Origin of the sequence: Kitasatospora sp. NBC_00374, from assembly GCF_041434935.1 — a bacterium.
Taxonomy (GTDB): domain Bacteria; phylum Actinomycetota; class Actinomycetes; order Streptomycetales; family Streptomycetaceae; genus Kitasatospora.
This window is the reverse complement of the sequence record NZ_CP107964.1, coordinates 4,751,179-4,775,984: the sequence shown is the minus strand read 5'-3', so window position 1 is coordinate 4,775,984 and position 24,806 is coordinate 4,751,179. Positions and strand designations below refer to the sequence as shown.

The following is a 24,806-nucleotide window of genomic DNA, read 5'->3' as shown; positions in this document are numbered from 1 at the left end:
CGAAGGAGGATCAGAAGTCCATGTCACCGCCCGGCATGCCGCCGCCGGCCGGCGCGCCGGCCTTCTCGGGCTTGTCGGCGATGACGGCCTCGGTGGTGAGGAAGAGCGCCGCGATGGAGGCGGCGTTCTGCAGCGCGGAGCGGGTGACCTTGGCCGGGTCGATGATGCCCGCGGCGATGAGGTCGACGTACTCGTTGGTGGCGGCGTTCAGGCCGTGACCGGCGGGGAGGTTGCGCACCTTCTCCACCACGACACCGCCCTCGAGGCCGGCGTTGGTCGCGATCTGCTTGATCGGGGCCTCCAGCGCCACGCGGACGATGTTGGCACCGGTGGCCTCGTCGCCCTCGAGCTCCAGCTTGTCGAACGCGACACTGGCCTGCAGCAGCGCGACGCCACCACCGGCGACGATGCCCTCCTCGACGGCGGCCTTCGCGTTGCGGACGGCGTCCTCGATGCGGTGCTTGCGCTCCTTGAGCTCCACCTCGGTGGCCGCGCCGGCCTTGATGACGGCGACGCCGCCGGCCAGCTTGGCGAGGCGCTCCTGGAGCTTCTCGCGGTCGTAGTCCGAGTCGCTGTTCTCGATCTCGGCACGGATCTGGTTCACGCGGCCGGCGACCTGGTCGCTGTCGCCGCCACCGTCGACGATGGTGGTCTCGTCCTTGGTGATGACCACCTTGCGGGCGGAGCCCAGCAGGTCGACGCCGGCGTTCTCCAGCTTGAGGCCGACCTCCTCGGAGATGACGGTGCCACCGGTGAGGATGGCGATGTCGCCGAGCATGGCCTTGCGGCGGTCACCGAAGCCCGGGGCCTTGACGGCGACGGACTTGAAGGTGCCACGGATCTTGTTCACGACCAGGGTCGACAGGGCCTCGCCCTCGACGTCCTCGGCGATGATGACGAGCGGCTTGCCGCTCTGCATGACCTTCTCCAGCAGCGGGAGCAGGTCCTTGACCGAGCTGATCTTGGAGTTGGCGATCAGGATGTACGGGTCCTCGAAGGACGCCTCCATCCGCTCCAGGTCGGTGGCGAAGTAGGCCGAGATGTAGCCCTTGTCGAAGCGCATGCCCTCGGTGAGCTCGAGCTCCAGACCGAAGGTGTTGCTCTCCTCGACGGTGATGACGCCTTCCTTGCCGACCTTGTCCATCGCCTCGGCGATGAGCTCGCCGATCTGGGTGTCGGCGGCGGAGATGGAGGCGGTGGAGGCGATCTGCTCCTTGGTCTCCACGTCCTTGGCCTGGGCGAGCAGCTGGTCGGAGACGGCCGCGACGGCCTTCTCGATGCCGCGCTTCAGGGCCATCGGGTTGGCGCCGGCCGCGACGTTGCGCAGGCCTTCCTTGACCAGGGCCTGGGCGAGCACGGTGGCGGTGGTGGTGCCGTCACCCGCGACGTCGTCGGTCTTCTTCGCGACCTCCTTGACGAGCTCCGCGCCGATCTTCTCGTAGGGGTCCTCGAGCTCGATCTCCTTGGCGATGGAGACACCGTCGTTGGTGATCGTGGGGGCGCCCCACTTCTTCTCAAGGACGACGTTGCGGCCCTTGGGGCCAAGCGTCACCTTGACGGCGTCGGCAAGCTGGTTCATCCCGCGCTCAAGGCCGCGGCGAGCTTCCTCGTCAAACGCGATGATCTTTGCCATGTGAAGTGGTCCTCCGGGACGCGATCGACTGCATCGGACCGAAGGGTGCCCGCGACGGACGGCCCTGCGAGCGGGGGTCCTGTCCCCTACCGCTCCCGGGAGGCCTCACCGACCCGATCCGTTTGTCACTCTCGTACCGAGAGTGCTAACGCCAATGATTAGCACTCTCGGGTGGCGAGTGCAAGCCCGATCGCGGGGTGTCCCGAACATGGCGGCAGGCCCGCACGGGGATGCCGTACGGGCCTGCTGCCGATGATCTGTGGCCGCCAGCTCGTTGACCGAACCGAGGCTCCACAGGTCGAAGAGGTCACGCAACCAGCGCGCGGACCATGTCCGCCTGCGGACCCTTCTGCCCCTGGGAGATCTCGAACTCGACCCGCTGGCCCTCCTCGAGGGTGCGGTAGCCGTCCATCTGGATCGCGCTGTAGTGGACGAACACGTCCGCACCACCGTCGACCGCGATGAAGCCGTAGCCCTTCTCGGCGTTGAACCACTTGACGGTGCCCTGAGCCATTCCGAACTCCCCTTGTGCTGTGCTGGCCCTTCACGGACCCGCAGGGTGCGGGTCCAGAGGTCTGGAAGGCCGGCCCGGGGAACCCCCCCTGGGCGCAGCCGTGCACGCCGCAGACCACCGCACCGAGGCCCGAAAGGGGAACCGGAACGCGGGTGAATGCGTCGACCGCGGCTGAATGTATCCGGACATGCGCCCTCTGCAACAGGCCCTACTTTTGGGCAAATGCTACGGGCCGCAGGGGATATGACGGGATGAAAGCGGCACTAGTGTGCAATTGACGCCGGACATCGCGGACCAATGCCACAAATCGCCGGAATAATTCTGACGGCGGCCTGACAGTTCGGCGCTGCGCTTCGTCGCACCGGTCTCAGCGAGCGGACAGCCGCTGCGTACCCGACCGGAGGGCGGGGGCGGGCCGACTCGAATCGGCCTCGAATACCCCGGTGTCACGCACTCTATACCCAGCCACGTGGGCAAATGTCCGCCGGCAACGCCGAGAGCCGTCGCCGGGCCCGGAATTTCCGCATTCCGGTCCTGACGACGGCTCAGGGGTGCTAAGCGCACCCGGGAAGAGGGGCGTCCGCCGAGGTCAGCAGCCGCCGGCCACCGCCGGGATGATGGAGACGGCGGCGCCGTCCTTGATCTCGGTCTGCAGGCCGCCGTCGAATCGCACGTCGTCGTCATTGACGTACACGTTGACGAATCGGCGCAGCTGGCCGGCGTCGTCCAGGATCCGGGCCGAGATGCCCGGGTGGTTCTGCTCCAGGTCGCCGATCACCTCGGCCAGGGTGGCGCCCTCGGCGGCCACCTCGGCCGAGCCGCCGGTGTAGGTGCGCAGAATGGTGGGGATGCGGACGGTGGCGCTCATGGGCGTCTACTCCTTGCTGCGGGGTGGTGGGGGGCTCAGACGGAGGCGAGGCCGGCGGCGCGGAAGGACTCCAGGGTCGGCCGGATGGTGGCGGTCAGACCGGCGTCGGAGACCGCGTCCAGGGTCTTCAGGCCGTCGCCGGTGTTGATCGCGACGGTCTCCTTGGACGGGTCCAGCTGTCCGGTCTCGACCAGCTTCTTGAGCACGCCGACGGTGACGCCGCCCGCGGTCTCGGCGAAGATGCCCTCGGTGCGGGCCAGCAGCCTGATCGCCTCGACCACCTCGGCGTCGGTGACGTCCTCGACGGCGCCGCCGGTACGGCGGGCGATGTCCAGCACGTACGGGCCGTCGGCCGGGTTGCCGATCGCCAGCGACTTGGCGATGGTGTCCGGCTTGACCGGGCGGATCACGTCGTGGCCGGCCTTGAAGGCGGCGGAGACCGGGGAGCAGCCCTCGGCCTGGGCGCCGAAGATCCGGTACGGGCGGTCCTCGACCAGGCCGAGCTTGATCAGCTCCTGCAGTCCCTTGTCGATCTTCGTGAGCTGGGAGCCCGAGGCGATCGGGATGACGATCTGCTCCGGCAGCCGCCAGCCGAGCTGCTCGCAGATCTCGTACGCCAGGGTCTTGGAGCCCTCGCCGTAGTACGGGCGGAGGTTGACGTTGACGAAGCCCCAGCCCTCGCCGGCCGGGTCGCCGATCAGCTCGGAGCAGAAGCGGTTCACGTCGTCGTAGTTGCCCTGGATGCCGACCAGCTCGCCGCCGTAGACACCGGCCATCACGACCTTGCCCTGCTCCAGGTCGTGCGGGATGAAAACGCAGGACTTGAAGCCGGCCCGGGCCGCCGCCGCGCCCACCGCGCCCGCCAGGTTGCCGGTCGACGAGCAGGACAGGGTGGTGAAGTCGAAGGCGCGCGCCGCCTCGATGGCGCAGGCGACCACCCGGTCCTTGAAGGAGTGGGTCGGGTTGCCGGAGTCGTCCTTGACGTGCAGCTGGGCGGTGAAGCCGAGCTCGCGGCCGAGGTTGTCGGCCTTCACCAGCGGGGTCCAGCCGGGGTTCAGGTTCGGCTTGGACGCGACGTCGGCCGGGACGGGCAGCAGCGGGGCGTAGCGCCAGATGGAGGCCGGGCCGGACTCGATCCGCTTGCGCAGCTCCTCGGCCTCGTAGGAGCCGAAGTCGTAGGCGATCTCCAGCGGACCGAAGCACTCCACACAGGCGAAGCTCGGGCCGAGCGGGGTGCGGGCGCCGCACTCGCGACAGGACAGCGCGGCGGCGGGGCCGAGGTCGACGACGGCGACAGGGGTAGCGGTAGCCATGATGGCGGAGGCCTCTCTCCTCATCTTCCCCGTGACGCGGGCGCGCCACAGGACGGAATTGGCACCTGTCCCGCCGGGGCCTCGACCTGACGGTCAGTTAGCCGGACGAGAAGGTTGCCGGGACGTCGACGGGCCGTTCCCTCAGTCCCTCTGGATGAGCAATGTGGCGCGCGGCGTTGGAGCCGACAGCGCGTTTGTGGTCGTGCGCGGCGACCCACCCCGACGTGCGAGGGTCGGATCGCATTACCAAGACTGTATCCGAAGGCCCCGGTACCACCCCATGGCGTCCGACACCCGAGACGGCGTCGCCCATTCCGAGGAGCGAGACCTTGCCCGACCAGCCCAGGCCCGACGTGCTGCCCGAGGTGGCGTCCTGGCTGCGCCGCCGCTCCTGGACGGCGGGCGACCGGCCGGTCGCCTCGCTGCTCGCCGCGAAGCGCGCGGCGGGGGCGGCGGGCTCGGTCAGCGTGGTGCTGCCCGCGCTGGACGAGGAGCCGACCGTGGGCGAGATCGTCTCGGCGATCCGCGAGGAGCTGATGGAGCGGCTGCCGCTGGTGGACGAGCTGGTGGTGGTCGACTCCGGCTCGGTGGACCGCACCGCCGAACGGGCCGCGGCCGCCGGGGCGCGGGTGGTGCACCGGGACGAGATACTGCCGCGGCTGCCCGCCGAGCCCGGCAAGGGCGAGGTGCTCTGGCGCTCCCTGCTCGCCACCCGCGGCGCGATCGTCTGCTTCATCGACGCCGACCTGCGCGAGTTCGACCCCGCCTTCGTCACCGGGATCATCGGTCCGCTGCTCACCGATCCGGCAATCCAGCTGGTCAAGGCCATGTACGACCGGCCGCTGGAGACCGAGGGCGCGGTGGTCCCGGCCGGCGGCGGCCGGGTCACCGAGCTCGTCGCCCGCCCGCTGCTCAACCTGCACTGGCCGCAGCTGGCCGGCTTCGTCCAGCCGCTCGGCGGCGAGTACGCGGCCCGCCGCTCCCTGCTGGAGCGGCTGCCGTTCCCGACCGGCTACGGCGTCGAGCTCGGCCTGCTGGTGGACGCCCTGGACACCGTCGGCCTGGACGCGCTGGCCCAGGTCGACGTCGGCGTCCGGCACCACCGCCACCAGGACGGCCAGGCGCTCGGCCGGATGGCCGCCACCATCTACCGCACCGCCCTGGAGCGGCTGGACCGCACCCACCGGCTGAAGGCCGGGGACGGCCTGGTGCACCCGCTGCTCACCCAGTTCTCCCGGGACCCGGTCACCCGGGACTTCACCGCCCACACCCATCCCGTCGGCGCCGTCGAGCGCCCCCCGATGCGGACCGTCCCCGAGTACCGGCGGCTGTTCCCGTGACCGAGCGGCGCGCCCCGGCGCCGTGCTGAGTGGTTTGCACACCGGGTGTCGCGGCAAGCTTGGCAGTATGGCCGATCACGCGTCCGCACGTTCGAATCAGCCCGGCGCCGCCCCGATCCTGGTGGCCTCCAACCGCGGCCCGGTGTCCTTCACCAGCGAGGACGACGGTTCGCTGACCCTGCGCAGAGGGGGTGGCGGCCTGGTCTCCGGCCTCTCCGCGATCGACGACCCGAGTGCCGTCTGGGTCTGCGCCGCCCTCGGCGAGGCCGACCGGACGGCCGCCCGGCAGTCCCCCGACGGCCGCCTCGACCTCGGCGGCTTCGACGTCGGCGGCCAGGCCGTCCGCATGCTGGACATCGATCCCGGCACCTTCGCCCGCGCCTACAACGGTGTGGCCAACTCGACCCTCTGGTTCGTCCACCACCTGCTCTACGACACCCCGGTCTCGCCCACCTTCGACGACCGCTTCCGCCGCGAGTGGGAGTCCTACACCGCCTACAACGCCGCCTTCGCGCAGGCACTGGCCGCCGAGGCCGCCCCGGGCGCCGCCGTCCTGATCCAGGACTACCACCTGTCGCTCGCCCCCGACCTGCTCCGGGCCCTGCGCCCGGACCTGCGGATCGGACACTTCTCGCACACCCCGTGGGCCCCGCCCGAGTACTACCGGATGCTGCCCGACGACGTCGGCGCCGCCGTCCTCACCGGCATCCTGGGCGCCGACCGGGCCGGCTTCCTCACCCGGCGCTGGGCACTGGCCTTCGCCGACTGCTGCGCCGACCTGCTCGGCGCGGAGATCGACCGGGACGCCCTCACCGTGACGCACGCAGGGCGCACCACCCGGCTCGGCGTGCACGGCCTGGGCGCCGACGCCGACTTCCTGCGCGAGCGGGCCCACCGGCCCGACGTCGACGCCCGGCTGGCCTCGCTCAAGGAGGCCGTCGGCGACCGCCGGACCATCGTCCGGGTCGACCGCACCGAGCTCAGCAAGAACATCGTCCGCGGCCTGCTCGCCTACCGGCACCTGCTGCGGACCAGGCCCGACTGGCAGGGCCGGGTGGTGCACATCGCCTTCGCCTACCCGTCCCGGCACGACCTGCCCGAGTACCGCGAGTACACCGCCGCCGTGCAGCGGATCGCGCACGAGATCAACGACGAGTTCGGCACCCCCGCCTGGCAGCCGCTGATCCTGCACGTCAACGACGACTTCCCGCGCTCGCTGGCCGCCTACCGGCTCGCCGACGTCGCCCTGGTCAACCCGATCCGGGACGGCATGAACCTGGTCGCCAAGGAGATCCCGGTGGTCTCCGACCACGGCTGCGCCCTGGTCCTGTCCCGCGAGGCCGGCGCCTTCGCCGAGCTCGCCGAGGACGCGATCACCGTCAACCCGTACGACGTCGTCGCCACCGCCGAGGCCCTCCACCAGGCCCTCACCATGCCGCGGGACGAGCGCGCCGACCGCACCAAGCGGCTGGCCGCGGCGGCCACCGCGCTGCCCCCGCAGCAGTGGTTCCTGGACCAGCTCAACGCCCTCGGCTGAGCCCGGCCGCGAGGGCGGTGAGCAGTTCGACCACGCCGGCCGGGCCGGGGACCACCAGGTCCGCCCGGTCGGCGAGGGCCCGGACCGGGGCCTCGCTCCCGTCCGGGGCGCTGCACACCAGCAGACCGGCCATCCCCTCGGCCCGGCGCCGCTCCACAACCTCGTACGCGGGCAGGTCGCCGAGGTCGTCGCCGGCGTACAGCACCGTCCGCAGCGCCCGCTCGGTGAGGAACGCCGTCAGCGCCGCCCCCTTGTCCACCCCCGGCGGACGCAGCTCCAGCACCATCCGGCCCGGCTCGACCATCAGGCCGTGCGCGGCCGCGAGCTCGCCGAGCGGCCCCCGCAGCAGGTCCAACGCCTCCTGGGGCCGGTCGGTGCGCCGGGTGTGCACGGCCAGCGCCCGGCCCTTGTCCTCGGTCCAGGTACCGGCGGGCGCGCCCGCCCCGGCCAGGACGGCGGGCAGCTCCGCGCGGGCCGTGACCACTCCCGCGGGCGGCTCGGGTGCGGTGATCCGTCCGGTGCGGGCGTCCCAGCGTTCGGCGCCGTAGTGCCCCAGCACGGTCAGGTGCTCCAGGCCCGGGACGCCGGCGAAGCCGCCGTACTCCACCGCGAGCGCGGCGGGCCGCCCGGTCACCACGACCACGGAACCGACCAGCGGCGCCAGCGCGGCGAGCGCGGGCACGACCCCGGGGTGCGCCCGAGCCTGCTCGGGGTCGGCCACGATCGGCGCCAGCGTCCCGTCGAAGTCGAGTCCCACCGCGCCTTCCGCGGGGGCGGCCAGCAGTGCGGCCAGCCCCTCCCGGCCCGCAGCCGTCCGGGGCGTCACGTACTCAGGCATACCCATGCCCACGACCGTACCCAGGCCCGCCCGCCCGACGCGTCCCTGCGCCCGGCGGGCTACCGCGCGTCGCGCCGGGCCTGCCGGATCCGCCGGAGGCGGTTCACCAGCACCGGTGCGTGCGCCAGCGCCTCCGGCCGGTCGAGCAGGGCGTTCAGCAGCTGGTAGTACCGGGTGCCGGAGATGCCCAGCTCCTCCCGGACGGCCCGCTCCTTCGCACCGGCCGTCCGCCAGGCCCGCGCCTCCAGCGCCAGCACCGCGCGATCGCGTTCACTCAGCTCAGCCATGGTCACCTCCGCTTACGAGGTGTCATTCTGCCCGCCCGCCCCGACACACTCTGCGGCCGCCGGTCCGGCCCGTCGGCGGTTAGCGTCGGGATCATGACCAACAGTTTCGCGGTGCACATTCCCGACGCCGAGCTCGAACCCGACCCGCTCGACCCCGCCCAGATCGTCTCCGGCTCCCCCGAGGTGTCCGGCAAGGTGCTCTGGGAGTCCCCGGACGGCAGGCAGATCCGCGGCATCTGGCAGATCACCCCCGGCGTGGTCACCGACACCGAGGCGGACGAGCTGTTCGTCGTGGTCAGCGGCCGGGCCACGATCGAGTTCGAGGGCGGGCCGACGCTGGAGGTCGGTCCAGGTGATCTCGCCGTCCTGCGGGAGGGCGACCGCACCACCTGGACCGTGCACGAGACGCTGCGCAAGGCCTACTCGATCAACCTCTGACCCGCCGGCCGTCAGTGGCCCGCGGCAGCGCGGGCCCGGCCGGCCTCCTGCGCGGCCGAGGCCTGGAGCTCGGCCAGCACGCCCTCGCCGCCCGCCTTCACCGCTCCGCCGATCTTCGTCTTCAGCAGTCCGCTGACCTTGTCCCAGGAGGGGTCGCCGAGCGGGTAGAAGTTGGCGGTCGGCAGGGCGTTCAGGAACTCGGTGAGGTCCGGGTGCTTGCCGCTGCCGATCATCTCGTCCTTGGTGTCCTGGGTGACCGGCAGCAGGTTGTACTGCTCGTCGAACTTGAGCGTGTTCTCCTTCGCGTACACGAAGTTGAGGAACTTCTTGATCTCGGTCTTGTGACCGTTGGCCTTGAAGGCCATCATCCAGTCGGCCACGCCGAGGGTGCTCGGCTTGGCACCGGCCTCCTTTCGCGGGATGGCCGCCGTGCCGTACTCGACCTTCGCCTCGATCGCCTTGGCGACCAGCCCGGGGTGCCCGTTGAGCATGGCGACCTTGCCGGTCGCGAAGTCCGTGAAGGCGGTCTTGCGGTCGACCGTCGACGGGTCCGGGTACGTGAGGTGACGGTCCACCAGATTGGTGCGCAGCCACTTGAAGGTGTCGCGGTTGGGCTGGCTGTCGACGGTGTAGTTGCCGGCGTTGTCGGCCAGCGTGCCGCCGCCGCTCATGGTCCAGATCATCGACTCGCCCTGGGCCTCCTCGGGCCCGAGCGGCAGCGCGTACGGGATGGTGCCGGGCTGCTTGGCCTTGATCAGCTCGGCGTCCTTGCGCAGTTCCTCCCAGGTGGCGGGCGGGCCGCTGATGCCGACCTTCTGGAAGATCGTCTTGTTGTAGACGAAGACCCGGGTGGAGGCGACGAACGGGATGCCGTACTGGCTGCCGAGCACCTGGCCGGCCTTGGCGAACACGTCGATCATGTTGGCCTGGGTGTCGATCGACAGCACCTCCCCGGCGGGGTAGAGCCGGTCGGCGGCGACCTGGTCGGCGTAGCCGCCGGTCTGCACCACGTCGGGGGTCTTGCCGGCGGCGATCAGCTCGGCGACCCGCTTGTCGATGTCGGTCCAGCTGACCACCTCGACCGAGACCTTGAAGCCCGGATTGGTGGCCTCGAAGCGGCTCACCAGGTCGTCCCAGTAATGGGTGGTACTGGTGGCCTCGGTGTCACCGTAGTCGGCGGCGACCAGCCTGAGGGTGACGGGGCCGCCGTCGCCGCTTCCGACCGCTCCGCAGCCGGTGAGCAGGAGGGCTCCGGAGAGGGCCGTCGCGAGGGCCGGGCGACAGGACGTGCGAGTCGGTCTTTGCTGGGCCGCGCTGTTCAACTCGGTTTACCGCCTTCGGGGGAGGAGACCGGCGCCACCCTGGCAGGCATCGCCCGGGTGGTCCATACCTCTTGCGGTGTTAGTTACCGAGTTGTCTGTTGACGTTGCATCAGGTGCAACCGGAATCCGACCTATGCGGACATCGGGGACACCCTCCTCCGGGTCTCCGCCGGTCGTACGCGACCGCCCCACAGTCCGTTCAGGCTGTGATCACCTCGACGCCGGCCTCCGTGAAGGCGGCGGCCAGTTCGGCGTCGACGCCACCGTCGGTCACCAGGGTGTCCACCCGGTCGAGCCCGCAGATCCGGGCGAAGGCGCGGTGCCCGAGCTTGGAGGAGTCGGCGGCCACCACCACCCGTCGGGCCCGCTCGGCGAGCAGCCGGTTCACGCTGGCCTCGCCCTCGTGATGGGCGGTCGCACCGTGCTCGACGTCCACCGCGTCCACGCCCAGCACCGTGATGTCCAGGGCGAGTTCGCCGAGCACCAGACCGGCCAGCGGGCCGATCAGCTCGTACGACTGCGGGCGGGCGACGCCGCCGGTGACGACGATCTTGACCTGCGGGCGGACGGTCAGCTCGTTGGCGATGTTGAGCGCGTTGGTGACCACGGTGAGGGTCTGCCCGGGGCCGTTCTCCGGCCGCTCGGTGAGCTCCGGGCGGACGGCCAGGGCGCGGGCCACCTCGGTCGTGGTGGTGCCGCCGTTGAGGCCGACCACCTCGCCGGGCGCGATCAGCGCGGCCACGGCGGCGCCGATCCGCTGCTTGGCGTCCGCGTGCCGGGCCGACTTGTAGCGCAGCGGCAGGTCGTACGAGACGTTGTGCGCGACCGCGCCGCCCCGGGTGCGGGTGACCATCTGCTGGCGGGCCAGCTGGTCGAGATCGCGCCGGATCGTCGCGGCGGACACCCCGAGCGCGTCGGCGGCCTCCTCCACCTCCAGCTTGCCGTGCTCGGCGAGCAGCTCCAGCAGTGAGTTCCAACGCTCGTACCTGGACACGCGGTGCCGCCCCTCCTTGCGCGCTCGACGTGCTTCGCAAGCCGCGCGGGACCACGCGCGAAGCGGGGACAGCTTGTCACATCTCCGCGCGTCGATGCGGGATCTTCCCGCCGAACCGGCGCCCACCATTGCGCAATGATGCTCGAAAAAGCTATAAATCAATCAGCTTCACGCACCACCCGTTGCTGTGGACCGGAGTGCCGACCCGAGGAGCCCACCCGATGCCCCATCCATCCCTGACCGGCGAGGAGCTCGCCACCCAGCCCGCCGACTGGCGCACCGCCGCCGGACTGGCGGCCGAGTCGGGCGCTGCCCTGCCGCAGCGCGGTGAGCGCGTGGCCGTGGTCGGCTGCGGCACCCCGTGGTTCATGGCGCAGTCCTACGCGGCACTGCGCGAGGCCGGCGGCCACGGTGAGACGGACGCCTTCGCGGCCTCCGAATTCCCCTACCACCGCCGCTACGACCGGGTCGTGGCGATCAGCCGCTCGGGCACCACCACCGAGGTCCTCGACCTGCTCGGCCGGATCGGCACGCCCAGCACCGCGATCACCGGGGACACCTCGCAGCCGATCGCGGCGGCCGCCGACCGGCTGGTCGACCTGGGCTTCGCCGACGAGCGCTCGGTGGTGCAGACCCGCTTCGCCACCACCGCGCTCGCACTGCTGCGCGCCCACCTGGAACTGGAGGACGCCCGGCCGGCCGGGGTCGGCACGGTGGCCGCCGCCGCCGACGACGCCGAGCGGGCCCTGGCCCAGCAGCTGCCGGCCGAGCTGGTGGCCTGCGAGCAGTTCACCTTCCTCGGCGCCGGCTGGACCAACGGACTGGCCCAGGAGGCCGGCCTGAAGATGCGCGAGGCCGCCCTGGCCTGGACCGAGGCCTACCCGGCGATGGAGTACCGGCACGGCCCGATCAGCATCACCTCGCCGGGCCGCGCGGTCTGGGGCTTCGGCGCCCTGCCCGAGGGCCTGGCCGAGCAGGTCGGCGGGGTCGGCGGGCACCTGGTCGCGGACTCCGGGCCGGGCGGCATCGACCCGCTGGCCGACCTGGTGCGCGTCCACCGGCTGGCCATCGCGGTCGCCGAATCGCGTGGTCTCGACCCGGACAAGCCCCGCAACCTGACCAGGTCCGTCATCCTGGCCTGAGCGCACGGCGGCCCCCGGGGCACCGACGGCTGACCGGAAGGAAGGTTGCCCGAGGATCCACAAATCCCTCAGCAGGCACCCAAGCGCGACAAACCTCACCTCTCATGGACCAGACCAATCGGGCAACTGGACTAGACCTCTTCGACTCGGGCAAGGGAAACTGTCCCCCGTGAAGCACGTCATCGCACTCGATGTAGGCGGCACCGGCATGAAGGCCGCGCTGCTCGCCCAGGACGGCTCCGTGCTGTTCGAAGCACGCCGACCGACCGGGCGGGAGCACGGCACCGAAGCCGTCGTCGCCACCATCCTCGACTTCGCCGCCGACCTGGCGGACGAGGGCCGCAGCCGCTTCGGCTGCGCGCCCCTCGCCGCCGGCGTCGCGGTGCCGGGGACGATCGACGAGAGGAACGGGATCGCGGTCTTCTCCGCCAACCTCGGCTGGCGGGACCTTCCGATGCGCAAGCTGCTCGGCGAACGGCTCGGCGGCCTTCCGGTCGCCCTCGGCCACGACGTCCGCTCCGGCGGGCTGGCCGAGGGCCGGATCGGCGCCGGCCGCGGGGTCGACCGCTTCCTGTTCATCGCGCTCGGCACCGGCATCGCCGGCGCCATCGGCATCGGTGGACGGATCGAGGCCGGCGCGCACGGCTACGGCGGCGAGATCGGCCACGTGGTGGTCCGCCCTGGCGGACCGCGGTGCGGCTGCGGCGCCGTCGGCTGCCTGGAGACCCTGGCCTCGGCCTCGGCGGTCTCCCGCGCGTGGGCCGAGGCCAGCGGCGACCCCGCCGCCGACGCCGCGGCCTGCGCGCTGGCCGTCGACGCCGGGGACGAGCGCGCGGTCGGGATCTGGCAGACCGCGGTCGACGCCCTCGCCGACGGGATCGTGCTGGCACAGAGCCTGCTCGACCCGTCGACGGTGATCGTCGGCGGCGGGCTGGCAGAGGCCGGTGACACCCTCTTCACGCCACTGCGCGACGCGGTGAACGAGCGGCTGACCTTCCAGATGCCCCCGAAGGTCGTTCCGGCCATGCTCAAAGACACCGCCGCGTCCCTGGGCGCTGGCCTGCTCGCCTGGGATCTGCTCTCCATGGAGGTGACCGCGTGACAACCGCGGACCGTACTGCACTGGCCGGCGCCCGACTGGTCCTGCCCGGCGGCATCGTCGACAACGGCCGGATCACCGTCGAGGGTTCGCGGATCGCGGCCGTCGGCGGCGACGCCGAGCCGGGCGATCTCGACCTCACCGGGCGCACCGTGGTGCCCGGCTTCGTCGACCTCCACGTGCACGGCGGCGGCGGTGCCTCGTACACCTCCGGGGTGGCCGAGGAGGCCCTGCGGGCAGCCCGGACGCACCTGGAGCACGGCACCACCACCACCGTCGCCTCCACCGTCACCGGCGAGATCGACGAACTCTGCCACCAGGCCGCGGTCCTGTCCGAGCTGGTCGAGGACGGGGTGCTGGCCGGCATCCACTTCGAGGGGCCGTTCATCTCGCACAACCGGTGCGGCGCCCACCGCCCCGACCTGCTGCGCGACCCGGACCCGGCGCTGGTGCGCAAGCTGACGGACGCGGCCCGCGGCCACGCCCGGATGTTCACCCTCGCCCCGGAACTGCCGGGCGGCCTGGAGTCCGTCCGGATGCTGGCCGACCTCGGCATCATCGCGGCGGTCGGCCACACCGACTCCGACTACACCAAGACGCTGGAGGCGATCGAGGCCGGCGCCACCGTCGCCACCCACCTGTTCAACGCGATGCCGGGCATCCAGCACCGCGCCCCCGGGCCGATCGTCGCGCTGCTGGAGGACGAGCGGGTCACCGTCGAGCTCATCAACGACGGTGTCCACCTGCACCCCTCCGTGCTGGACCTGGCGTACGGCACCGCCGGCGCGCACCGGGTCGCGCTGATCACCGACGCGATGGGCGCGGCCGGCATGGGCGACGGGCTCTACCCGCTCGGCCCGCTGCAGGTCCGGGTCGAGAACGGGGTCGCGCGGCTGGTCGAGGGCGGCTCCATCGCCGGCTCCACGCTCACCCTCGACGTGGCGCTCCGACGCTCCGTCACCGTCAACGGCCTGAGCCTCGAACAGGCCGTGCAGTCCCTGTCCGCCGTCCCGGCCCGCCTGCTCGGGCTGAGCGACTCGATCGGCTCCCTGGAGGCCGGCAAGAACGCCGACCTCGTCGTCCTCGACTCCGACACCTACGAGCTCGTCGCGGTGATGCGCCGCGGCGAGTGGATCGTCGGCGCGGACCGCCTCGCCCGGGCCCACGCGGCCTGAACTCCCGTCCTGCCGGGGGTGAGTAGCGGTACTGCGTCCCGCTACTCACCTTCTGGGGGACTCCCATGCCACTCGCCCGTACCGCCGACCTGCTCGCCGCCGCCGTCGCCGAGCGACGCGGCCTGCCCGCCTTCAACGTGATCACGCTGGAGCACGCCGAGGCGATCGCCACCGGCGCCGAACTCGCCGGCACCGCCGCGATCCTGCAGATCAGTCAGAACGCGGTGGCCTTCCACGGCGGGCGCCTGCTCCCGCTCGCCCGGGCCTGCGCCGAGGTGGCCGCCGCCGCCCGGGTGCCGCTCTCCCTGCACCTCGACCACGTCGAGGACGGGGAGTTGCTGCGGGCCGCGCCCTCGGCCGGCTTCTCCTCCGCCATGTACGACGCCTCGGCCCTGCCGCACGCGGAGAACGTCAAGGCCACCGCCGAGGCCACCGCCTGGGCGCACCGGCACGGCCTGCACCTGGAGGCCGAGCTCGGCCGGGTCGGCGGCAAGAACGGCGAACCGCCGCTCCCCGCGCACGCCCCCGGCGCCCGCACCGACCCGGCCGAGGCCGCGCAGTACGTCGCCGAGACCGGGGTCGACGCGCTGGCGGTCGCCGTCGGCAGCTCGCACGCGATGACGACCCGCTCCGCCGCCCTCGACCACGAGCTGATCCGCCGACTCGCCGCGGCGGTGCCCGTTCCGCTGGTGCTGCACGGCAGTTCGGGCGTCCCGGACGAGGAGCTGGCGGCGGGCCTGGCGGCCGGCCTGGTGAAGGTCAACATCGGGACGGCGCTGAACACCGCCTTCACTCCGGCCGTCCGCCGGCACCTGGCCGGGGACGACCGGGTCAGCGACCCTCGCAAGTACCTCGCGCCCGCCCGTACCGCGATGGCCGAGGTGGTCGCCCACCTGGCCGGGCTGGTCCGTACCGGAGTGGCCGGCGCCGGCGGTCAGCGCCTCGGGTAGTCGCCGCTCACCGACATGTCGGTCAGGGTCACCTGGTCGAGCAGCACTCCGCCCGGACTCCCGGCCGGGACCGACACCGTGAGGGTGTTCGTCCCGGCCTGGAGCTGCGGCCACACGTTGGTGTAGGACCAGGAGTGCTCCGGGTCGAGACCCTTGGTGAAGACCTTGAAGGTGACGCCGCCCGGATGGTCCTTGCCGTTGGCCGTGACGGTCGCGGGCGCCTCGCCGGCGGTGTTGTTGTAGTGCAGCCAGAGCTTGTACTGCCCGGCCGTCGGCACCGAGATCGTCCAGGTCACCGAGGACCCGGGCTGCAGCGTGAGGTAGCCGCCGTCCGCCGAGACCGCACCCTTGACCGTGTTGCCCACCGGGGCGTTCTGGCCCTGCAGCTTGGACGCGTCGGCGACCGGGTTGCTGTCCGCCGTCGGGCTGGGCGAGGCCGACGGCGACACCGGGGCCGCCGCGGACTGCGCCGCGGTCGGCGCGCTGCTCTGGGTGCCCTTCGCCCCGGGCTTGCCGTCCGCGTCGCCGCCGGACAGCGCGATGCCCGCGCCGACCGCGACGGCGGCGATCACCGCGACCGCGCCGATCACCGCGGCCTTGCCCCGGCCGCCGCTCGGGCGGTCCTCGCCCGGCTGCGGGCGCGAGCGCTCGGCGTACCGGGTCTGCTGCGGCACCGGCGCGGGCTGCGGGGGCGGCGGGAACTGCTGCGTGGGCGCCGCGGCCGGCGCGCCGTACTGGGCCCGGCCGACCTCCATCGGCCTGCTGTACGCGCTGCGCGGCTGCGGCTGCGGGGCCGTCTCGCCTTCGGCGGGGCGGTAGAGGTAGGCGAACGGGTCGTCGTCGCCCGCGCTCTCGGGTGTGCCGTTGCTGCCGGCCGTGGTCACGGTGGTTCAACTCCCCATCGCGGCGGGCCGCACGGAGCATGCCGTACGGTCAGTGGTGGACGCTCGTACCCAGGGCACCCTACCTGTCGCCCCGGACAACGGGGAAAAGGCGGTCTGATCTGCGCTTGGCCGGGCCCGCCCGGGCTCATCCCGCGCGGCGGTGGGAACGTTCCCCGCGGGCTCCGCGCACGGCGCTGCCGCGGGCCCGCTTCTCGTCGTACATCCGCTCGTCGGCGGCGTGCAGCACCTCCTCGATGCTCATCCCGCAGCCCGCCCAGCCGATGCCCAGGCTGACCCCGACCCGCATCGCCCGGTTGTCGATCCGCATCGGCGGGATGATCGCGTTGCGCAGCCGGCCGGCCAGGTCCTTGGCCTCCTCGCGGCCGATGCCGTCCGCCAGGACGACGAACTCGTCGCCGCCCATCCGTGCGACCGTGTCGCCCTCGCGGACCACCTGCTGGAGCCGGCGGGCCACCTCGATCAGCACCGCGTCGCCGGCGTTGTGGCCGAACCGGTCGTTGACCGACTTGAAGCCGTCCAGGTCGCAGAAGAGCACCGCGAGGCCCTTCTCGCCCGGCGGGGCCGTCCGGCGGGCGGCCCCCCAGACCTCGCCGCCCGGCGGGTCGCCGGGGACGACGGCGTGCACGTGGTCGGCGGCCGGCTCCCGGCCGCGCAGCGGGTAGCCGCCGTCGAAGGCCTCGACGTCGTGGTGGAGCGACTCCTCGGGGTGACCGTAGCCGTGCGCCGGGACGCCCGCGTCCAGGCCCTCGAAGCCCCCGTGGGCGCCATAGGAGGCGCCGCCGTACGAGGGCTCGTAGGCGGGGCTGTAGGCCGCGCTGTAGGCGATGTCCTGGGCCTCGTGGGCGACGGTCCCCGGGGGCAGCGGGGCGTGCCCGGCCGCCACCGCGCCGTAGCCCGCCCCGTACGCCGCCCCGTGCGCGGCGGCTCCCCCCGGCCCCTGCGGCGCGGCGCAGAGCCGGCGGCCGAGCCGGGCCCTCAGCTCGGCGCCGTTGGGCAGGCCGGTCAGGGCGTCGTGGCTGGCCCGGTGGGCGAGCTGCAGCTCGTGCTTCTTGCGGTCCTCGATGTCCTCGACGTGGGTGAGCAGGAAGCTCGGGCCCTCGGCGGCGTCGGCCACCACCGAGTTGCGCAGACAGACCCACTGGTAGCCGCCGTCCCGGCGGGACAGGCGCAGTTCCGCCCGGCCGCCCTCGGCGCTGGTGCGCAGGAGCAGCTCCAGGTCCTCGGGGTGGACCAGGTCGGCGAAGCGCTGCTGGCGCAGGGTGGCCCGGGGGCGGCCGAGCAGCCGGCAGAGCGCGTCGTTGACCCGGGTCAGCTGGCCCATCGCGTCGCCGTGCAGTTCGGTGATGGCCATCCCGCTGGGCGCGTACTCGAACGCCTGCCGGAAGCTCTCCTCGCTGGCGCGCAGTGCCTGCTGCTCCTTCTCCAGCCGGGCCAGGGCGCGCTGCATCTCCGCGCGTAGCCTCGCGTTCCCGATGGCGATGGACGCCTGCAGCGAGAACATCTCCAGCGCCTCGCGGGTCCAGGCCCCCGGGCGCTTGCCGCTGCGCGGGCGGTCCACCGAGAGGACGCCGAGCAGATCGCCGCCGGCGCTGTACATCGGGGCGAGCAGGGCGTCGTTGGGGTGCCAGTCGTTGGCGTACACCGGCAGCGGGCCGTCGCCGGTCCAGGTCGGGATGTCGGAGGCGACCGCCCAGCCGCGGTCGTTCGGCAGGAAGCGCAGGGTGCCCCAGTGGTCGCAGACCCCCAGCAGCCGCTCCCAGGACTCCCGGGAGCCGACCTGGCCGAGCAGCACGGCGGGCCCGCCGAGGGCGCTCTCCTCGATCTCCCAGACCGCGGCGACCACCAGGTCGCCGTCCGGACGGACCAGGCTGACCGCGGCGGCGTCGAATCCGAGCCCGTGCACGGCGCCCTCGACCACGGCCTGCAGGGTGCCGGCCAGGCTCCGGGCAGCGTTGAGGTCCGCCACGACCCGGTGCAAGGTGCGGAGGGTCGCGAGGCGGACGTAGGGCTCCGACTCGGCTTCCATGCGGGGGCTCCCCGGCTGCTTCGGATTGTTCGTGACTGGTTATCGTCCGATTGCCAGAAGAACTGAATCACAGGGAGCACTGCGATAGGCACGCTCGGTCAGCAATAGGTAGCCACTGTGACTCAAATCACACAATGATCGACCGGTTCGGGCGCTTTGAGTCATCCGATACCGGGACATTCCCTGACTCCGGACCATCCGGCGGCCCGCCGTCACGGCCCGCGGCCGAAGCGCCGTGACGGCCTCCGGGCCCTGCATCATCACCCCTGGGAGCGCGCGGGACCAGCCCCCGGGCCGCACGCGTCCCCGACCAGGGGCCCGTCCGGTCCTACGACCAGGGCCCGATACCGGCGGAGGGGCCGGGCGACTACCGTGCGGTACGTGCACAGCTCCCCACAGCCCTCCGCCGCTCCCGCCGCCCCGGCCGTCCCGGTGGCGACCCCCGACGAGTTCCGGGCCGCCCTCGGCCAGCTCGCCTCCGGGGTGTCGCTGGTGACCGCCCACGACCCGGAGGACGGCGAGGACGTGGGGATGACCGCGACCTCGGTGCTGTCGGTGTCGCTCGACCCGCCGCTGGTCCTGGTCTCGGTGCGGGCGGACTCGCGGATGGACGAGCTGCTCGCGCGGGTCGACGGCTGGGCCGTCTCACTGCTCGCCGAGGAGCAGCGCACCCTCGCCTCGCGGTTCGCCATGAAGGGCCGGCTCAGCGACCGGCTGCTGTTCTCCGACACCCCGCACACCCGCGGCCCGTGGTCGGGCGCGCCCCTGATCGACCGGGCGCTGGCCACCCTGGAGTGCCGCACCGAGCAGCGGGTCGAGGCCGGCGACCACGTGCTGGTGATCGCCCGGGTGCTGGAGGCCAGGGTCCCCGGACCGGCCGAGCGCCCGCTGCTGTACTTCCGCGGCGGCTACCGCCGGGTCGGCTGACCGCCCGCGCGCACGCCCGGGCGGCGGAACGTCACTCCGGACGCGGCCTGCTCCGGCCCTGCTTCAGCTCGGCCCGGCGCCGCTTGTTGTCGAGCCGGCGCTCCACCATCCCCCGGCTGGGCCGGGTCGCCCGGCGGGCCTTCGGCGGCGGCGCCGTGGCCTCCCCGAGCAGCGAGGCCAGCCGGGCCGCGGCCACCTCCCGGTTGCGCCACTGCGAGCGGTGCTCGGAGGCGCGGACCACCAGCACCCGCCCGTCCACCAGCCGTCCCGCCAGCCGCTCCAGCGCGCGGGCCTTCCAGACCTCGGGCAGGGCGGCACTGGCCGCCAGGTCGTAACGCAGCTCGACCTGGGTGTCGGAGGTGTTGACGTGCTGGCCACCGGGGCCGGACGAACGGGAGAAGCGCCAGACGAGCTCGGCGTCGGGGACGACCACCGACCCCCGTACGCGGATGGGCTCAGGCATGCGCCCATCATCCCGCGCCGGACGGCCGCCGGTCACCCGGTTATCCCCCGGGCCGGAGCGCTCCGCCGGTGCCGGACAATGGCGTACGTGATCGAGCTCGGCTACGCCCTGTCCAACCGGTTCCCCGACCCCCCGCAGACCGACTACCGCGGCGCCTCGGTGCGCAGCCTGCGGTACGACCTGTTCTGCGGCGACGTCTACCTCGACCTGGACGGCGAGGAGCTGTCCACGCGCTGGGGCTGGGTGCCGGTGCTGGACTTCGCCTGGGCGCTGTGCGACATCGTCGAGCAGCTGGACGCCGACCCGCAGGGCAGCCGGGCCGCCGCCGTGCAGACCGCCGACCTGGACTTCACCCAGAACACCGAGCTGCTGCGGTTCGCCCGCCGGTTCGGCTGGGTCGAGATCAGCGCCACCTGGCGTCGGGACGCCGAGCCGCTGGTGGTCCGCCACGCCGAGCTGCGGCGGGAGGCCAGGGACTTCCTCCAGGACGTCCTGGCCGACCTCACCGACCTGCACGACGGCCTCGCGGACAACCCGGCGATCTGGACGGTGCAGGGGAGGTTCCCGCGGGTCTGAACCGGCCGCTCCCGGCGCGCCGACGGGGCGGTTCGGGTGACGGTCGGGTGATGGTTCGTGAGAGAACTCGCCGCCCTGATGGAACCATGGACGGGCCGGCCCGCGTTCTCCCGGCAAAAGCGACCGAAGGGACACCAAACAGCATGCCAGTGAGCCTCTCCAAGGGTGGCAACGTCTCGCTGACCAAGGAGGCCCCGGGCCTGACCGCGGTCACCGTCGGCCTCGGCTGGGACGTCCGCACCACCACGGGTGCCGAATTCGACCTGGACGCCAGCGCGATCGTCCTCAACGAGGGCGGCAAGGTCTACTCCGACCGCCACTTCGTCTTCTTCAACAACACCAGCACCCCGGACAACAGCGTCGTCCACACCGGCGACAACCGCACCGGTGAGGGCGCGGGCGACGACGAGGCCATCAACGTGAACCTCGCCGCGCTGCCGGCCGACGTCACCAAGATCACCTTCCCGGTCTCGATCTACGACGCGGTCACCCGCGGCCAGAGCTTCGGCCAGGTCCGCAACGCCTACATCCGGGTGCTGAACGCCGCCGGCGGGGCCGAGATCGCCCGCTACGACCTCTCCGAGGACGCCGCCACCGAGACCGCCATGATCTTCGGTGAGCTCTACCGCAACGGCGCCGAGTGGAAGTTCCGCGCCGTCGGACAGGGCTACGCCTCCGGCCTGGTCGGCATCGCCCAGGACTTCGGCGTCAACGTCTGACCGGCCTCGCGCCGAAACGGGCGGCGCCCGGACCCCTCGGGTCCGGGCGCCGCCCGTTGTCACACCCGCGGGTGCCGGGCCGTCAGGACGACCGGCCCGCCCGCAGCTCCGGCAGCTCCAGCAGCTCGGTCTCGTCCTCCGGGGTCAGGTCGACCACCTCGGGACGGCCGTGCACCGGCTCCGCCTCCTCGTCCCGCTCCACCGCCGGCTCGGCCTGCGGCTCGGCCGCCAGTGCCGGCGGCACGGCGTAGCGTGCGCTGGCGGCCACCGCCTCGTCGCCGACCACGTCCGCCAGGTCACCGACGGACGGCGCCGGCGCGGCGGCCCGCACGGCCGCCCTGGCCGCGCCCTGGCGGCCGAAGAAACTGAACCCGGGACCGCGCCCGGCCCCCGGCTGGGCCGGCCGCACCCGCTGCCGCCCACCGGACACCACCGTGGCGGCCGGTGCGGACGAGACCGCGGGAAGCCGGCTCGGCTCCGCCGGACCGGCCAGCTCGGGCCGCTCGGGCGCCGCCGCCACCGCCGGACGGACCACCGGCTCCGCGGCCCGCGCCGCCGCGCCGGCCGCGACCAGCTCCGGCACGCTGCGGCCCGGCGCGAGCTGCGTCCTGGCCTCGCCCGCCCGGCGGGCCTCCGCCTGCTCGGCCTTCCGCTCCAGATGCCGCAGCACGGCCGCCGCGCGGGCGTACGCGGCCGGGCCGGCCGGGTGCTTGGGGCGGGACTCCGCCAGCGCCCGCCGGGCGGCCTCCGCGTCCTTGAGTGCCTGCTCGGCGACGGTCACGGCGCGCTCGCGCAGCAGTCGCGCGATCTCCGTCTCCGCCTTAGCCAGCCGGGACTTCTCGGCCGTCAGCCGGCGCCCGAACCTGGTCGCGCGCTCCTCCGCGACCTCGGCCGCGTACTCGGCCTCGGCCAGCTGCTCCTCGTACCGTTCCTCGGCCCGCAGCCGCTGCACCACGGCGAGTTGGGCCGCCGCCCGGGCGGCCTTGTCGCGCTGGCGCAGCACCACGCCGAGGCCGACGGCGGCGAAGACCGCCGCGACGCCCACCGAGCGGGCCGCCACCTGATCCGGGCTGGCCACCAGGGCGGCGAGGGCCGCGACGACGAGAACACCGGTGGCGACCGGGGGCACGGATCGGCCGAGGAAAGAGGAATGGCGGTGGCGTCCACGAGACATGCCAAAGAAACTAGCGTGCGAATTGGGGCGCTGTCAGCCTCGCCACTCATTCCGCTCTTGACAGCGCGTCGGAAACACGTCGGGACACCGGTCCGCGACCCTGGGCGCACCCCGGCCGGACGGATCGTCCCGGCAGGTCAGCGGTGGGCGGCGGGGCGGCCGGCCGGGCCGCCCTCGTGGTCCTCGGGGAGCCGGCAGATGTGCTGCAGCCAGAGCGCGACCGCGATCACCGCCGCACCCGCCAGGACGGCGAAGCCCGCGGTGATCGCCTGCGACCTGCGGACCGCGATGTCCAGCTGGCCGAGCAGCACGATGCCCACGCCCGCGTACACCCCGGACACCACCGCCGACACCAGCGCGCTGGCCTGACCGAGCACCAGGGCCCGGGCCGCGCCCAGCGGATCGACTCCCTTGGCCCCCGGCTGCCGCTCCCGGACGGCCTTCAGCCTGGACCGCAGCGAGATCGCGGTGGCCAGCAGCACCACCGCGATCCCGGCCATCACGAAGGGCGCGAAGACCGGTACGCCGGGCAGCGCGCCGCGCGCGTCCCACAGCTTGGCACCGGCCCAGGACAGCACCGCGGCCACCGCGGCGATGCCGAGCAGCAGACGGAGACGGAGCGGCTTCACGCGCAGGAGGTCCCTTCCCGACAATCGCGGCGACCGGGGGCACCCCGGCCGGGGTGCCGGGGAGACTGCCGGGCCGTCGCCGAGCGGCGGCCAGGCCACCGTACCGGGCGGAGCCCCCGCAGTACTTACTCGTACGGCCGCGACCGGTGGAAGGTTCCCGGCCCCGGCGCCGGGGCGGCCCGGAGCGGACTACTCCGGCAGCCGCAGCTGCAGGTCCTCGCGGCGCCGGACCACCTGGCCCGGCTGGTCGGCGATGCCTGCGAGCAGCTCGCCGACCGGGCCCTGGCCCGGCACCTCGGCGGCGGGGTCGGCGTCCTGCCAGGGGGCGAGCACGAAGGCCCGCTGGTGCGCCCGCGGGTGCGGCAGCAGCAGCACCGGGTCGTCGCTGGTCACGCCCTCGTAGGCGAGGATGTCCACGTCCAGCGTGCGGGCGCCCCAGCGGACCTCCCGGACCCGGCCGAAGGCGTCCTCGACCGCGTTGGCGCGGTCCAGCAGGTCGCGCGGCGGCAGGCTGGTGCGCAGCACGGCGACGGCGTTGAAGTAGTTCGGCTGCTCGCCCGGGCCGCCGAGGGCCTCGGTCTCGAACACGGCCGAGACGGCGGTGATCCTGATGCCGGGGGTGTCCGCGAGCGCGTCCACGGCGCCCTGCAGGGTCTCCAGCCGGTTGCCGAGGTTGCTGCCGAGGGCGACCACGGCGGAGCGGGTGGTGTGCAGGGTGGATTCGGCGCAGTCCACCCGGCGCTCCAGGTCGAACGTGGTCGGCGAGGCGGTCGGGTCGCTGGTGCTCATCGGAATCCCTCTGCTCGGGGCGGCGGGAGGCTGCGGCCGCTGGAGATGGGGGCGGCGCACGTCATGCGCGGCCCCGGTGAATGGTGATGGTGACGTCGTCGAACGGGACGGTGATCGGGGCGTCCGGCTTGTGCACGGTCACCTCGACCTCCTCGACGGCCTCGTGGGTGAGGCACTGGTCGGCGATCCGCTGGGCGAGCGTCTCGATCAGGTCGACCGGGTCTCCCGCGATGACCGCGGTGACCTCCTCGGCGATGATCCCGTAGTGGGCCGTACGGGTGAGGTCGTCCCCCGCGGCGGCGGGCCGGGTGTCCAGGTGGAGCACGAGATCGACGACGAAGGTCTGGCCCTCGATCCGCTCGCGCTCGAAGACGCCGTGGTGGCCCCGGGCGCGCAGGCCCCGCAGGGTGACGCGGTCCAGCAAACGAATCACTGCTCCCAGATTCGGCCCCTGCGCAGGCAGGGTGGTGACGGGCCCCGTCGCCCGTTGCCCCCGAATCTACCCGCGGGCGCGGACACCGCCTGACCGTCTACCCGGCACGGCGGGGCGCCACGCACGCCGCTTCGGCGATTGACGTGAACGTTCGGTGCCGTTCCGGAGACATCGGCGCGGCCGCCCGGGCCCGTTCGGGGCTGCGCCGTCCGGTCAGTCCTCGTCCTCGTCGTCACCGCTGGTCAGGACGGGTGAGCCGTGGTGCGACCAGAGCCGCCAGCCGTCCGCCGTGCGCCGGAACAGATTGGTGGAGACGACCTTCCCGCCGACCAGCGGGCCCAGCTCGCCCTCCTCCTCCGCCTCGCCGCCGGACAGGATGTTCTCGGTGCAGGTGACCAGTGCCACATCGCCCTGGACCTCGACCTCGACATCGGTCAGGAAGAACTGGATGTACTCCGTGTTCATCATGATCAACATGTACGAACGGGTGACCTGCGCCCGCCCGCGCAGCACCGGCCAGCCGGGGTGGACGCAGACCACGCCGTTCTTGTCGTCCGCGTCCGCCGCGCCCAGCCAGATGGACTCGACCGCCTCCAGATCGCCCGTCTCCAGTGCCTCGTAGAGGGCCTGGTTGGCGGCCAGGACCGCCTCGCGGTCCAGCTCCGGAGCCGCCGCCGGGTTGCTCCGGTCGTTGCCGCTCACCGCTTCTGCCACG

At 73.0% G+C, this 24,806-nt stretch carries 26 protein-coding genes and 1 riboswitch; of the genes, 10 read left to right on the top strand and 16 right to left on the bottom strand.

The window, feature by feature from the left end; translation table 11 throughout:
- Positions 1 to 10 precede the first annotated feature (10 nt).
- The 4 genes from groL to thrC all read right to left on the bottom strand — a co-directional run bounded on the left by groL (position 11) and on the right by thrC (position 4,328).
- Positions 11 to 1,633, bottom strand: a complete 1,623-nt coding sequence (gene groL, locus OG871_RS21545; RefSeq protein ID WP_371498602.1) for a chaperonin GroEL — start codon at positions 1,631 to 1,633, stop codon at positions 11 to 13.
- A 307-nt stretch (positions 1,634 to 1,940) separates the two neighbouring features.
- Positions 1,941 to 2,147: a cold-shock protein gene (locus OG871_RS21540; protein ID WP_033819590.1), complete on the bottom strand. Its 207-nt coding sequence runs from the start codon at positions 2,145 to 2,147 to the stop codon at positions 1,941 to 1,943.
- 589 nt (positions 2,148 to 2,736) lie between these two features.
- Positions 2,737 to 3,015: a ubiquitin-like small modifier protein 1 gene (locus OG871_RS21535; RefSeq protein WP_371498601.1), complete on the bottom strand. Its 279-nt coding sequence runs from the start codon at positions 3,013 to 3,015 to the stop codon at positions 2,737 to 2,739.
- Positions 3,016 to 3,050: 35 nt separating this feature from the next.
- Positions 3,051 to 4,328 carry a threonine synthase gene (thrC, locus tag OG871_RS21530; protein WP_371498600.1) on the bottom strand — a complete coding sequence of 426 codons (1,278 nt, stop codon included), beginning with the start codon at positions 4,326 to 4,328 and terminating at the stop codon, positions 3,051 to 3,053.
- A 17-nt stretch (positions 4,329 to 4,345) separates the two neighbouring features.
- A riboswitch (SAM riboswitch) is annotated at positions 4,346 to 4,489 on the bottom strand.
- 192 nt (positions 4,490 to 4,681) lie between these two features.
- Here thrC and OG871_RS21525 point away from each other — a divergent pair.
- Both OG871_RS21525 and OG871_RS21520 read left to right on the top strand, forming a co-directional pair.
- Positions 4,682 to 5,668, top strand: a complete 987-nt coding sequence (locus tag OG871_RS21525) for a glucosyl-3-phosphoglycerate synthase (protein WP_371503375.1) — start codon at positions 4,682 to 4,684, stop codon at positions 5,666 to 5,668.
- A gap of 67 nt (positions 5,669 to 5,735) precedes the next feature.
- The gene (locus OG871_RS21520) at positions 5,736 to 7,205 is read left to right on the top strand and encodes a trehalose-6-phosphate synthase (RefSeq protein WP_371498599.1); all 1,470 of its coding nucleotides are present in this window, start codon (positions 5,736 to 5,738) and stop codon (positions 7,203 to 7,205) included.
- Here OG871_RS21520 and otsB read toward each other — a convergent pair.
- A complete protein-coding gene (gene otsB / locus OG871_RS21515) occupies positions 7,189 to 8,049 on the bottom strand; it encodes a trehalose-phosphatase (protein ID WP_371498598.1) in 861 nt (286 codons plus the stop codon). The genes OG871_RS21520 and otsB overlap by 17 nt on opposite strands.
- A 53-nt stretch (positions 8,050 to 8,102) precedes the next feature.
- The gene (locus OG871_RS21510; RefSeq protein ID WP_371498597.1) at positions 8,103 to 8,330 is read right to left on the bottom strand and encodes a DUF3263 domain-containing protein; all 228 of its coding nucleotides are present in this window, start codon (positions 8,328 to 8,330) and stop codon (positions 8,103 to 8,105) included.
- A 93-nt stretch (positions 8,331 to 8,423) separates the two neighbouring features.
- Here OG871_RS21510 and OG871_RS21505 point away from each other — a divergent pair, with 93 nt between their 5' ends.
- Entirely contained in the window at positions 8,424 to 8,768 is a 345-nt protein-coding gene (locus OG871_RS21505; protein WP_371498596.1) for a cupin domain-containing protein, read from the top strand.
- Positions 8,769 to 8,779: 11 nt separating this feature from the next.
- Here OG871_RS21505 and OG871_RS21500 read toward each other — a convergent pair whose 3' ends face one another.
- Together OG871_RS21500 and OG871_RS21495 are read right to left on the bottom strand one after the other, a co-directional pair.
- The gene (locus tag OG871_RS21500; RefSeq protein WP_371498595.1) at positions 8,780 to 10,090 is read right to left on the bottom strand and encodes an extracellular solute-binding protein; all 1,311 of its coding nucleotides are present in this window, start codon (positions 10,088 to 10,090) and stop codon (positions 8,780 to 8,782) included.
- 199 nt (positions 10,091 to 10,289) lie between these two features.
- Positions 10,290 to 11,084: a DeoR/GlpR family DNA-binding transcription regulator gene (locus tag OG871_RS21495; RefSeq protein ID WP_371498594.1), complete on the bottom strand. Its 795-nt coding sequence runs from the start codon at positions 11,082 to 11,084 to the stop codon at positions 10,290 to 10,292.
- A 221-nt stretch (positions 11,085 to 11,305) separates the two neighbouring features.
- Here OG871_RS21495 and OG871_RS21490 point away from each other — a divergent pair, with 221 nt between their 5' ends.
- The 4 genes from OG871_RS21490 to OG871_RS21475 all read left to right on the top strand — a co-directional run bounded on the left by OG871_RS21490 (position 11,306) and on the right by OG871_RS21475 (position 15,450).
- Complete coding sequence (locus OG871_RS21490; RefSeq protein ID WP_371498593.1) at positions 11,306 to 12,226, top strand: SIS domain-containing protein; 921 nt, start codon at positions 11,306 to 11,308, stop codon at positions 12,224 to 12,226.
- Positions 12,227 to 12,395: 169 nt separating this feature from the next.
- Entirely contained in the window at positions 12,396 to 13,328 is a 933-nt protein-coding gene (locus tag OG871_RS21485) for an ROK family protein (RefSeq protein WP_371498592.1), read from the top strand.
- Positions 13,325 to 14,500 carry an N-acetylglucosamine-6-phosphate deacetylase gene (gene nagA / locus OG871_RS21480; RefSeq protein WP_371498591.1) on the top strand — a complete coding sequence of 392 codons (1,176 nt, stop codon included), beginning with the start codon at positions 13,325 to 13,327 and terminating at the stop codon, positions 14,498 to 14,500. Before OG871_RS21485 ends, nagA begins: the two co-directional genes overlap by 4 nt.
- 65 nt (positions 14,501 to 14,565) lie before the next feature.
- Complete coding sequence (locus OG871_RS21475) at positions 14,566 to 15,450, top strand: class II fructose-bisphosphate aldolase (protein WP_371498590.1); 885 nt, start codon at positions 14,566 to 14,568, stop codon at positions 15,448 to 15,450.
- Here OG871_RS21475 and OG871_RS21470 read toward each other — a convergent pair.
- Positions 15,435 to 16,334, bottom strand: coding sequence for a hypothetical protein (locus OG871_RS21470; protein WP_371498589.1), 900 nt, complete (start codon positions 16,332 to 16,334; stop codon positions 15,435 to 15,437). The genes OG871_RS21475 and OG871_RS21470 overlap by 16 nt on opposite strands.
- A gap of 145 nt (positions 16,335 to 16,479) precedes the next feature.
- Complete coding sequence (locus OG871_RS21465) at positions 16,480 to 18,381, bottom strand: diguanylate cyclase domain-containing protein (protein ID WP_371498588.1); 1,902 nt, start codon at positions 18,379 to 18,381, stop codon at positions 16,480 to 16,482.
- A gap of 381 nt (positions 18,382 to 18,762) precedes the next feature.
- Here OG871_RS21465 and OG871_RS21460 point away from each other — a divergent pair, with 381 nt between their 5' ends.
- Positions 18,763 to 19,308: a flavin reductase family protein gene (locus OG871_RS21460; RefSeq protein ID WP_371498587.1), complete on the top strand. Its 546-nt coding sequence runs from the start codon at positions 18,763 to 18,765 to the stop codon at positions 19,306 to 19,308.
- A 31-nt stretch (positions 19,309 to 19,339) separates the two neighbouring features.
- Here the strand turns inward: OG871_RS21460 and arfB are convergent, their stop codons facing one another.
- A complete protein-coding gene (arfB, locus tag OG871_RS21455; RefSeq protein WP_371498586.1) occupies positions 19,340 to 19,771 on the bottom strand; it encodes an alternative ribosome rescue aminoacyl-tRNA hydrolase ArfB in 432 nt (143 codons plus the stop codon).
- 78 nt (positions 19,772 to 19,849) lie between these two features.
- On the opposite strand from arfB, the gene OG871_RS21450 reads away from it, so the two are divergent.
- Positions 19,850 to 20,347, top strand: a complete 498-nt coding sequence (locus tag OG871_RS21450; protein ID WP_371498585.1) for a hypothetical protein — start codon at positions 19,850 to 19,852, stop codon at positions 20,345 to 20,347.
- Positions 20,348 to 20,490: 143 nt separating this feature from the next.
- Positions 20,491 to 21,066 (top strand): TerD family protein, encoded by a 576-nt coding sequence (locus OG871_RS21445; protein ID WP_371498584.1) that lies wholly within the window; start codon positions 20,491 to 20,493, stop codon positions 21,064 to 21,066.
- 82 nt (positions 21,067 to 21,148) lie between these two features.
- Here the strand turns inward: OG871_RS21445 and OG871_RS21440 are convergent, their stop codons facing one another.
- The 5 genes from OG871_RS21440 to OG871_RS21420 form a co-directional block, all read right to left on the bottom strand.
- Positions 21,149 to 22,195, bottom strand: a complete 1,047-nt coding sequence (locus OG871_RS21440; protein ID WP_371498583.1) for a hypothetical protein — start codon at positions 22,193 to 22,195, stop codon at positions 21,149 to 21,151.
- Positions 22,196 to 22,377: 182 nt separating this feature from the next.
- Positions 22,378 to 22,869, bottom strand: a complete 492-nt coding sequence (locus tag OG871_RS21435) for a DUF3180 domain-containing protein (protein WP_371498582.1) — start codon at positions 22,867 to 22,869, stop codon at positions 22,378 to 22,380.
- 189 nt (positions 22,870 to 23,058) lie between these two features.
- On the bottom strand, positions 23,059 to 23,658 hold the full coding sequence (gene folK / locus OG871_RS21430; protein ID WP_371498581.1) for a 2-amino-4-hydroxy-6-hydroxymethyldihydropteridine diphosphokinase: 600 nt from the start codon (positions 23,656 to 23,658) through the stop codon (positions 23,059 to 23,061).
- Positions 23,659 to 23,719: 61 nt separating this feature from the next.
- Complete coding sequence (gene folB, locus OG871_RS21425; RefSeq protein WP_371503374.1) at positions 23,720 to 24,079, bottom strand: dihydroneopterin aldolase; 360 nt, start codon at positions 24,077 to 24,079, stop codon at positions 23,720 to 23,722.
- Between the two features lie 225 nt (positions 24,080 to 24,304).
- Entirely contained in the window at positions 24,305 to 24,805 is a 501-nt protein-coding gene (locus OG871_RS21420; protein WP_371498580.1) for a nuclear transport factor 2 family protein, read from the bottom strand.
- Position 24,806 lies beyond the last annotated feature (1 nt).

Bases quoted from the DNA above. Each gene is read 5' to 3' on its own strand.
- thrC (WP_371498600.1), bottom strand. From the start codon at position 4,328: ATGGCTACCGCTACCCCTGTCGCCGTCGTCGACCTCGGCCCCGCCGCC.
- groL (WP_371498602.1), bottom strand. From the start codon at position 1,633: ATGGCAAAGATCATCGCGTTTGACGAGGAAGCTCGCCGCGGCCTTGAG.
- OG871_RS21520 (WP_371498599.1), top strand. From the start codon at position 5,736: ATGGCCGATCACGCGTCCGCACGTTCGAATCAGCCCGGCGCCGCCCCG.
- OG871_RS21505 (WP_371498596.1), top strand. From the start codon at position 8,424: ATGACCAACAGTTTCGCGGTGCACATTCCCGACGCCGAGCTCGAACCC.
- OG871_RS21510 (WP_371498597.1), bottom strand. From the start codon at position 8,330: ATGGCTGAGCTGAGTGAACGCGATCGCGCGGTGCTGGCGCTGGAGGCG.
- OG871_RS21535 (WP_371498601.1), bottom strand. From the start codon at position 3,015: ATGAGCGCCACCGTCCGCATCCCCACCATTCTGCGCACCTACACCGGC.
- OG871_RS21465 (WP_371498588.1), bottom strand. From the start codon at position 18,381: ATGGAAGCCGAGTCGGAGCCCTACGTCCGCCTCGCGACCCTCCGCACC.
- OG871_RS21540 (WP_033819590.1), bottom strand. From the start codon at position 2,147: ATGGCTCAGGGCACCGTCAAGTGGTTCAACGCCGAGAAGGGCTACGGC.
- otsB (WP_371498598.1), bottom strand. From the start codon at position 8,049: ATGGGTATGCCTGAGTACGTGACGCCCCGGACGGCTGCGGGCCGGGAG.
- folK (WP_371498581.1), bottom strand. From the start codon at position 23,658: ATGAGCACCAGCGACCCGACCGCCTCGCCGACCACGTTCGACCTGGAG.
- OG871_RS21490 (WP_371498593.1), top strand. From the start codon at position 11,306: ATGCCCCATCCATCCCTGACCGGCGAGGAGCTCGCCACCCAGCCCGCC.
- OG871_RS21445 (WP_371498584.1), top strand. From the start codon at position 20,491: ATGCCAGTGAGCCTCTCCAAGGGTGGCAACGTCTCGCTGACCAAGGAG.
- OG871_RS21450 (WP_371498585.1), top strand. From the start codon at position 19,850: ATGGCGTACGTGATCGAGCTCGGCTACGCCCTGTCCAACCGGTTCCCC.
- arfB (WP_371498586.1), bottom strand. From the start codon at position 19,771: ATGCCTGAGCCCATCCGCGTACGGGGGTCGGTGGTCGTCCCCGACGCC.
- OG871_RS21475 (WP_371498590.1), top strand. From the start codon at position 14,566: ATGCCACTCGCCCGTACCGCCGACCTGCTCGCCGCCGCCGTCGCCGAG.